At 66.7% G+C, this 887-nt stretch carries 2 protein-coding genes; one reads left to right on the top strand and one right to left on the bottom strand.

Going from position 1 to position 887, the window contains the following annotated elements:
- Positions 1 to 265: hypothetical protein (locus FGX59_RS38025; protein WP_206078569.1), on the top strand; the 265-nt coding region annotated here is incomplete at its 5' end.
- A gap of 213 nt (positions 266 to 478) precedes the next feature.
- Here FGX59_RS38025 and FGX59_RS37050 read toward each other — a convergent pair.
- A partial coding sequence (locus tag FGX59_RS37050; protein ID WP_138473495.1) for a transposase occupies positions 479 to 887 on the bottom strand: 409 nt, incomplete at its 5' end.

Raw genomic sequence — 887 nt, 5'->3', positions numbered from 1 at the left:
CGCGGTCTCGGGCGGGGTGATGGCGGCAGGCCTCGCCTCGGGGCTGCGCGAGCTGGGCCCGCAGGTCGATGTCCAGGCGGTGATCTCCGGCGGAATGGAGGCGGTCGCGGATCTTCCCGCCGCCGCCCGTCCCGCGATCGAGGAGGCCTTTCGCCACGCCATAACGGGCACATTCGAGATGGGCGGCATCGTGATGGCGCTCGCCTGCGTGGTCGCCCTGACCCTGCGCGGGACGGAGTTCGGGGAACCCGCTGCAGGCCAGTAGCTGTGGCGGAAATCAGGCACGACCGACAGTTGGCGACCCTGCTCTTTTTGGGCACCTCGATTTTTCACTGAATTCGCCCGAGCGGACGGGATCAGCGGCTTGAAGCTGGCCCTGTGACTGCCCACGCCATCTTCTGTTCAGCTATTCCGAGAGGCTGGGTCGTTCCGCTTCGGCTTGCCGCGTTCCGGCGCGCGCCGCTTTCGTTGCCCCGTATTAAGCCGGGTTCGGGTTCAGACGGCGGAGCTGGCCGAGGCGGCGCATGTTGTACACAAGGTTCTTCATCCCGATCTTTGCCCTGGCGCGCATCAGGCCGATCGTCCGCACCAGTGTGCCGCCCATGTCGTTGGACTGCGCGCCGAAGACATGTTCGACCCGGGACCGCACGGTCGACTTCGTCCGGTTGCTGCCCCTGGCCCGGACGCCAAGCGGCTTTCCGCGCCGTCCCTTGCGATGGATGTGGCTCTTCAGGTCCCGGGCCAGCAGCTTCCCTTCCATCTCCTCGGAACGATAGGCAGCATCGGCCCAGACGCCGGAGCCGGTATTGCCCCGCATCAGGAGATTATCCACCGCCTGGCTGTCGTGCAGGGCGGCGTCGCTGACGTGATAGCGCCGGATCAGCTTG

Origin of the sequence: Poseidonocella sp. HB161398, from assembly GCF_005870025.1 — a bacterium.
Classification (GTDB): domain Bacteria; phylum Pseudomonadota; class Alphaproteobacteria; order Rhodobacterales; family Rhodobacteraceae; genus Mangrovicoccus.
This window is presented reverse-complemented; position numbering and strand designations above follow the sequence as displayed.